The sequence below is a fragment of the Synechocystis sp. LEGE 06083 genome (assembly GCF_015207725.1).
GTDB lineage: Bacteria > Cyanobacteriota > Cyanobacteriia > Cyanobacteriales > Microcystaceae > Synechocystis > Synechocystis salina.
The window spans coordinates 1-7,121 of the sequence record NZ_JADEWJ010000205.1 but is presented as its reverse complement, the minus strand read 5'-3'; the positions used below and the strand labels follow the sequence as shown (position 1 = coordinate 7,121).

At 44.9% G+C, this 7,121-nt stretch carries 8 protein-coding genes and 1 pseudogene; 7 read left to right on the top strand and 2 right to left on the bottom strand.

Annotated elements, in window-relative coordinates; all coding sequences use genetic code 11:
* A partial coding sequence (locus IQ219_RS14430) for a 7-carboxy-7-deazaguanine synthase QueE (protein ID WP_228017136.1) occupies positions 1 to 597 on the top strand: 597 nt, incomplete at its 5' end.
* A 7-nt stretch (positions 598 to 604) separates the two neighbouring features.
* Here IQ219_RS14430 and IQ219_RS14425 read toward each other — a convergent pair.
* Positions 605 to 856 carry a hypothetical protein gene (locus tag IQ219_RS14425; RefSeq protein ID WP_194073068.1) on the bottom strand — a complete coding sequence of 84 codons (252 nt, stop codon included), beginning with the start codon at positions 854 to 856 and terminating at the stop codon, positions 605 to 607.
* Between the two features lie 128 nt (positions 857 to 984).
* On the opposite strand from IQ219_RS14425, the gene IQ219_RS14420 reads away from it, so the two are divergent.
* The 5 genes from IQ219_RS14420 to IQ219_RS20165 all read left to right on the top strand — a co-directional run bounded on the left by IQ219_RS14420 (position 985) and on the right by IQ219_RS20165 (position 4,050).
* Positions 985 to 1,941, top strand: a complete 957-nt coding sequence (locus IQ219_RS14420) for an RNA polymerase sigma factor, RpoD/SigA family (protein ID WP_190599359.1) — start codon at positions 985 to 987, stop codon at positions 1,939 to 1,941.
* Between the two features lie 158 nt (positions 1,942 to 2,099).
* Positions 2,100 to 2,687: a DUF1997 domain-containing protein gene (locus IQ219_RS14415; protein ID WP_194018638.1), complete on the top strand. Its 588-nt coding sequence runs from the start codon at positions 2,100 to 2,102 to the stop codon at positions 2,685 to 2,687.
* A 53-nt stretch (positions 2,688 to 2,740) separates the two neighbouring features.
* Positions 2,741 to 3,454: a DNA/RNA nuclease SfsA gene (gene sfsA / locus IQ219_RS14410; protein ID WP_194018639.1), complete on the top strand. Its 714-nt coding sequence runs from the start codon at positions 2,741 to 2,743 to the stop codon at positions 3,452 to 3,454.
* 207 nt (positions 3,455 to 3,661) lie between these two features.
* On the top strand, positions 3,662 to 3,859 hold the full coding sequence (locus IQ219_RS20170; protein ID WP_228017134.1) for a hypothetical protein: 198 nt from the start codon (positions 3,662 to 3,664) through the stop codon (positions 3,857 to 3,859).
* A gap of 26 nt (positions 3,860 to 3,885) precedes the next feature.
* Entirely contained in the window at positions 3,886 to 4,050 is a 165-nt protein-coding gene (locus IQ219_RS20165) for a hypothetical protein (protein WP_228017132.1), read from the top strand.
* Between the two features lie 270 nt (positions 4,051 to 4,320).
* Here the strand turns inward: IQ219_RS20165 and pta are convergent, their stop codons facing one another.
* Positions 4,321 to 6,414 carry a phosphate acetyltransferase gene (gene pta / locus IQ219_RS14400; protein ID WP_194073067.1) on the bottom strand — a complete coding sequence of 698 codons (2,094 nt, stop codon included), beginning with the start codon at positions 6,412 to 6,414 and terminating at the stop codon, positions 4,321 to 4,323.
* 525 nt (positions 6,415 to 6,939) lie between these two features.
* On the opposite strand from pta, the pseudogene IQ219_RS20160 reads away from it, so the two are divergent.
* Positions 6,940 to 7,121 (top strand): annotated as a pseudogene (locus IQ219_RS20160) (IS701 family transposase); the annotation flags it as partial.

Below are 7,121 nucleotides of genomic sequence, written 5' to 3'. Positions count from 1 at the left end.
ACTGTGACCTATCCCATTGCGGAAACTTTCCATTCCCTCCAGGGGGAGGGGGCTTGGGCTGGGGCCAATGCCTTCTTTATTCGCCTCGGGGGTTGTGATGTTCATTGCCCCTGGTGTGATCAAAAGGAAACTTGGCCTAGCCAACACCATCCCCGACAAACGGTAACAGAACTGGTGCAAGAAGCAGTTACAGCTAAACCCAGCTTTGTAGTAATTACGGGGGGAGAACCTCTCATGCACAACCTCCAACCCCTATGCCAAGCCCTGAAAAACCAAGGTTTACGTCTCCACTTGGAAACTTCTGGCGCTTACCCACTGACGGGGCAATTTGACTGGATTACCCTTTCCCCCAAACCCTATAAACTGCCCCAAGCAGAAATTTACTCCCTGGCCAACGAATTAAAAGTGATTATTAGCCAGGAAGAAGATTTTAGCTGGGCGGCAATGGCTGCAACCAAGGTCAAGGCAGATATTCCCCTCTATCTCCAGGCTGAATGGGGCACTGAAGCGGCTAATGAAAGAATTTTTGCCTATATTCTCTCCCACCCCCAATGGCGCTTGAGCCTCCAAACCCATAAATATTTGGGTGTGCGCTAGTCTGCGGTCAGTTTTGCGGTGCTATTTTCAGGAATTGTAAAGTTTTCTCATAATTAAGCTTAAAAAATTCTAACCCTAGATAAATCAAGCTTTCTGGGGTAAATTTTCCTGTTTTTCTTACCTCCCAGACCTTGGCGATCGCCTTTGTAGGAGTAGATGCTTCACAAAAAACTTTACAAAACTTAAAGAATTGTTTAATATTATTAGTGGATTGATCCCAGTCATTCCCCCATAAATCTTCAGTTTCCAGTTGGCCCAAACGCCCCCATCGGACAGGCATTATCCGTCATTTACCTCGCCCAGTCCGTCTCGAATATTACTAACGTGGCGTTCCCTGGGTTTATTGGTCTACCACTGCGATTCTCCCACTGAAATCCTTAATCCAAGATGACTGCCAGAACCAGCCCCGATTCCGTCCGTGCCTATCTCAGAGAAATTGGTCGTGTGCCCCTGCTCACCCATGAAGAAGAGATTGTTTACGCTAAGCAAATTCAACAGGTTGTTAGCCTCAACGAAATCAAGAAGTCTTTGGCCGAAGGCAAGGATGGCGAGCCCGTTTCCCCCAGCGAGTGGGCCAAGGCTGCCGATTTGTCCATTCGAGAATTAGAGAAAACGATCAAAGAAGGGGAACGGGCCAAGCGCAAAATGGTGGAAGCCAATCTCCGACTGGTGGTGTCCGTCGCCAAAAAATACCTCAAGCGCAATCTAGATTTGCTCGACCTCATCCAAGAGGGCACCATTGGTATGCAACGGGGGGTAGAGAAGTTTGACCCCACCAAGGGCTACCGATTTTCCACCTATGCCTATTGGTGGATCCGCCAGGCCATCACCAGGGCGATCGCCGAAAAGAGCCGCACTATCCGTTTACCGATCCACATTACGGAAAAGTTAAACAAAATTAAAAAAGCCCAACGGCAACTTTCCCAGGAAAAAGGCCGAGCCGCTTCCATTGCTGAATTAGCAGAACATTTGGAATTAACTCCCAAGCAAGTGCGGGAATATTTGGAGCGCTCCCGCCATCCCCTCTCCTTGGATCTACGGGTGGGGGACAACCAGGATACGGAGTTGGGGGATCTGTTGGAGGATGACGGTCCTTTACCGGAGGATTTTGCCACCTATGCCTCCCTGCAGTTAGATCTTGATAGTCTGATGGCGGAATTAACGCCCCAACAACGGGAAGTTTTAATCCTCCGCTTTGGTCTCAACGATGGCCAGCCCCTCACCCTAGCAAGCATTGGCTCCATGCTGAGCATTAGTCGGGAACGGGTGCGGCAGATTGAACGAGAAGCCTTGAATAAATTGCGCAAACGCAAGTCCATGATCCAAGAATATTTAGCTAGCTAAAGAAAAGCTAACTTTCATTACATTAACTCTGTTTTCGCTGAGGTTGATGCCCTAAAAACCTTATAATCCCTACCAGCGTTTTAAGAAATGTAAAGAATTTTAACAATTATCCTTGCCACCAAACCTCACCCTTGGAATAAAAGTAATAACAATAAACTATGCGAGTCACCTTTTCCGCCACTGAGCAGTTGCAGCTTCGGCAATCTGACCCTTTGCCCAGTTTGCAACACTATCTGCGCCAACCCCAACGCTTGGTCCAGGCGATCGCCGACCCGAAATTGATGGAAGTGCTACCAGGCGATCGGTTTAGATTGAAAATGCGACCGCTCAACTTTTTAGACATTTATCACTTTCAGCCCACGGTGGTACTGAAAGTCTGGGCCAACGCCACCGGCACTGTATTTTTAGAATCGGAAAGCTGTGAAATCCGGGGCATTGACTACATCAACCATCGCTTTAGTTTGCAATTAAAGGGTCGTTTAGCTCCCTATTGCCAGGATGGCCATACTCTGCTCCAGGGCAAAGCGGATTTACAGGTGGGGGTAGATTTACCCCAGGCTCTTTGGTTGACCCCAAAACCTTTGCTAGAAATGGCCGCCAATGGTCTGTTGCGGGGAGTTTTGGCTCGCATCAAGCAACGACTCCAAGGCCAACTGTTGGCAGACTATCAACAGTGGTTGGCACAGCAAAATGATCACCTAGTAACCCCGGCTTCTTCTGCCACCGAAGCTTTGGAACCAATTTAATTGGCAAACCATTTAAAGACGACCCCCTAGCTGGGCCTAGTGAAACAAAATTAATGGACTTTTTTTATTCCTATCCGCCCCTAATTCCTGGCATTTTGGTAAAACGTTACAAGCGTTTTTTAGCCGATGTGCAGTTAGATAATGGTGAGATAGTTACAGCCCATTGCCCTAACACTGGCCCTATGACAGGGGTGTGCCAAATTGGAGCGCAAGTTTATCTCTCTAAAAGTGATAATCCCCAGCGTAAATTAGCCTATACCTGGGAAATGATTGAGATTGATGGTACCTGGGTCGGGGTAAATACTAGCTTGCCTAATCGGGTAATCAAGCAGGCTTTAGCTGAGAAAATTTTTCCTAATTTAACGAGTAGCTACGATGCGTTTAAGCCCGAAGTTCCCTATGGTAAAGATAAAAAAAGTCGCATTGACTTTTTGCTTACTAAGCCAGAACAAAAATCTATTTATGTAGAAGTAAAAAATACCACCTTGGCCCAGGGAAAATTGGCTTTATTTCCTGATACGGAAACCACCAGGGGTCAAAAACATCTCCAGGAGTTGATAGATATTCTCCCCACGTCCCGGGCGGTGATGCTTTACTTCATCAATCGGGGTGATTGTACTCATTTCTCCCCTGGGGATGCCTACGATCGCCGTTATGGAGAACTATTTCGTCAGGCGATCGCCGCTGGGGTGGAGGTGATGCCCTGTCGATTTATGGTTAGTCCAGAAGGAGTTAAGTTCCTTGGGATGGCAGAGTTGATAGTTTGACAATTTGTTCAGAGAGTTAAAATAGACTATATTCCTAGCTTTAGTCCCTCCCACTACCATGGCCACCACCGCGGATAATGTTTGGCAAATATTAGCTGAGCTTGCCGCTGTTTTCAAGAAACTGATTGCCGCTTCCAAGAAACAGAGCGTTACATCAAACGAATTAGCAAGGATGTTGGTAAACTCAGTGACCGGTTGGGGGAATTTGTGGAATGGCAAGTTAGACTCGCTTTGGTGCGTCTGTTTCAAGACCGAGGCATTGATGTCCATGAGTCTCATCCCGGCGTATCAGTGCAACGGGAAGATGGGGAATTGGAAATTGAACTGTTAGTAGTCAATGAAACCCAAGCCATTTTAATTGAAGTAAAGAGTAATTTAACGGAAAAAGATCTGGACGACACATAGAACTGTTGGGTAAATTCAAACAGTTTATGCCCCGCTACCGTGATGTCAAAGCTTTGGGCGCAGTGGCCGCCATGGTGTTAAGCCAACAGGTGGTTAACTATGCCTATGGCAAGGGCCTGTTTGTGCTAGCTCCGTCGGGGGAGACATTGGTGATTTTAAATGATGCTAATTTTCAGCCCAATTATTGGTGATTTGGGGAGCAATATTAATTTTAAAATTCTCCTCCCGTTTCCTTAAGTTTGGTGATAAACAAGGGAAAAAACTTGGCATTGACAGAGCTTTAGTGAAAAAAATTAAGAGTATAGCTACTTGAAATAAAATTAAGACAGTAGGAATTTTTCCCAGGCTTGTGTTAGAAGTACCTTAGTTGTTTATATTGCCCTATTCTTAGTTGAGTTAGCTATATGATTATTAGTTTTTAATACGCTTTAAGGGGATATTTTAACTAGTCACAAGTAAAATTATTTGACTTGCAGAGCCGTAATTACCACCGTATTAATAATATCTTCTACCAAACACCCCCGACTTAGATCATTAACTGGTTTATTTAATCCCTGCAAAATGGGGCCAATGGCGATCGCCTTTGTTTCCCTTTGTACTGCTTTGTAAGTATTATTGCCGGTATTTAAATCGGGAAAAATAAACACCGTTGCTTTACCCGCCACTGCCGACCCCGGCATTTTCTGAGCCGCCACCGTGGCATCCACCGCTGCATCATACTGAATTGGCCCTTCCAAGGCTAAATCTGGCTCCCTTTCTTTGGCGATCGCCGTGGCTTGACGGACTTTTTCCACATCGGCTCCCTGTCCAGAAGAACCAGAAGAATAGGACAATAGGGCTACCCTGGGGTCAATGCCAAAATTCTTGGCCGTGGCGGCAGAAGTAAGGGCAATTTCTGCTAACTGTGCCGCATTGGGGTCGGGGTTAACGGCACAATCTCCATAAACTAAAACTCGATCTTCCAAACACATAAAAAAGACTGAAGAAACCAGAGAAAAACCTGGCTGGGTTTTAATAATTTGCAAAGCAGGGCGCACCGTATGTTGGGTGGTATTGACGGAGCCAGAAACCATGCCATCTGCTTCTCCCAAATGCACCATCATGGTGCCGAAATAGGAAATATCGGTGAGGGTGTCCCGGGCCATGGCAAGGGTTACGCCCTTATGTTTACGTAGCTGATAATAGGTTTCGGCGTAACGTTCCCGATCAGGGCTAGTTTTGGGGTCAATGAGGCGAACTTTACTCAAATCCAGGTCAATGTGATTAATTTTTACTGTCTGCTCGATCGCCTCAATGTTTCCGAGTAAGGTCAAACGGACAATGCCATGGTTAATTAAACTAGCGGCGGCTTTGAGAATACGAATTTCTTCCCCTTCCGGTAGGACAATGTGCCGTTGGGTGGCGGTGGCAGCTTGAACTAGATTGTAGAGAAATAGTTTGGGAGTAATGCCCTTGCTGCGGATCGTTTTGAGGTAATTGAGTAATTTTTCTCCATCAATTTGCCGTTGAAATAGGGCGATGCTGTGGCGAATTTTATGGTTATCCGTGGGGCTTAGGGCTGGGTGGAGAGCTTCTAAACGGGCAGAGGTTTCGTGGGTGTGGGTACTGGTTAGCAATAGGGGAGGGGCATCGGGTAATCCCTCAATTAGTTTCATAATGGCCGGTTCGGGATGGTAGTCCGCAGTGAGCAAAATACCGGCAATGCTGGGATAGTTGAGGGAGCGATGGGCCTGCATCACCCCCAGAATAATGTCACCCCGATCGCCAGGGGTGATAATTAAAGTATTTTTTTCGTGCAACCAATGGAGGGCATGGGAAATGTGCATAGCTACCACCAAATGCTGATAAACCAAATTGTCGAGCAAATCCGCACCGCTCAGCACTTGAGCATTTAAACCGGTGACAATTTCCCTCAGACGTAGGCTTTTCAGCATGCTGTCCTGGGGAATAGTGCCCAATACCATCGGAAGATCTCCATAATGCTGTTCCAGTTGGGCTTGAATTTCTGTAGCTAATTCCGGCTGGACTCGGTTAATAATTACTCCCACTACCTGACAAGACTCCTCTTCATAGGAATTCAGGGCCATATCAATGGGCTGCAAACTATCTGCAATGGTGTTACCCATGGCATTACCCAATAGCAAAATGGGACAGTTCAACATCTTGGCGATCGTGGTGTTGAGATCAAACTCAAAGGCCGACTCCTCCCCCAAATAATCCGAGCCTTCACAGAGGATAAAATCCACCTGATCTGCCAAATGACGATATTTAGCCAAAATTCGGTCTAATACCTGATCAATGGCTCCATCTGAAGCCAAACTCACCGCTTCGTGGAAATACAAACCAAAGGAATCAGTATAGGTTTGTTGAAGACGAAAATTTTCCAGCACCAGAATAATATTGTTATCATGTTTGCCATTAATTGGGTCTTGAATAATGGGACGAAAATAGGCAATACGGGTAGTTTTTTTGAGAATTAAGTCTAAAATACCCAATACCACTAGGGATTTACCACTGCGGGCTTCGGTGGTGCTCAAATAAAGGGAACTAGTCATAATTTAAATAGCCTCAACATAGCTAGCAATGGTTTTGTTTGGGAAAATCAACTAAAACTTTTTTCCAGGAGATCTTGACCTGCAATTAAGTATTAACCACTACCAATTAACCTTTGTCATTGCCCCATCTACCTAAGTAATAACTCTTTTTTTCAGGAAATAAATTATAATTCAGTAAAGTTTTATAAAGTAATTCTAATAAATCTAAGGGTGCATTTTCAAAGTTCAGAGCAATAAATTTTACATACTCAATCCACGCATTTAAGAACTGATTTCTAAAGAAAACTTAAAATCTCTCAATCCCTTGTCCGACAAGCCTTAGATCTATTTAAAAAATTGGTTATGTCAAAATCTAACGTCTTTGTTACAGAGGTTACGTTTCTGGTTGGCACAGTAAAGTTCTTACATAATAATCTTAACGACTGTTGTGTGTGTATCAAGTTGATTCGGAATTTGCCGTATCCCTCTTTCATCAAAATGGGTGAATTAGAATGGAGATAAAAGGCTGGAAAGCTTGGAGGGAGTATGACGAAGGTAAGAGAAGCGAAAAAGACAGTACAATGTGTAGACACGTATAGTAAACTGTATAAAGATATATTTCCAGATGTGAGAGCTTATGAAGCTTTTAAATACCTGATGGTGGGAATATTAAGTGATATAAAAAGAAAAAGCTTGCCAGCGATAGCATCATCATTAGGATTAGAAAA

What these genes read in the sequence shown, in the direction of transcription:
- IQ219_RS20165 (WP_228017132.1), top strand. Translation starts at nt 3,886, where the DNA reads ATGCCCCGCTACCGTGATGTCAAAGCTTTGGGCGCAGTGGCCGCCATG.
- sfsA (WP_194018639.1), top strand. Translation starts at nt 2,741, where the DNA reads ATGGACTTTTTTTATTCCTATCCGCCCCTAATTCCTGGCATTTTGGTA.
- IQ219_RS14420 (WP_190599359.1), top strand. Translation starts at nt 985, where the DNA reads ATGACTGCCAGAACCAGCCCCGATTCCGTCCGTGCCTATCTCAGAGAA.
- IQ219_RS14415 (WP_194018638.1), top strand. Translation starts at nt 2,100, where the DNA reads ATGCGAGTCACCTTTTCCGCCACTGAGCAGTTGCAGCTTCGGCAATCT.
- pta (WP_194073067.1), bottom strand. Translation starts at nt 6,414, where the DNA reads ATGACTAGTTCCCTTTATTTGAGCACCACCGAAGCCCGCAGTGGTAAA.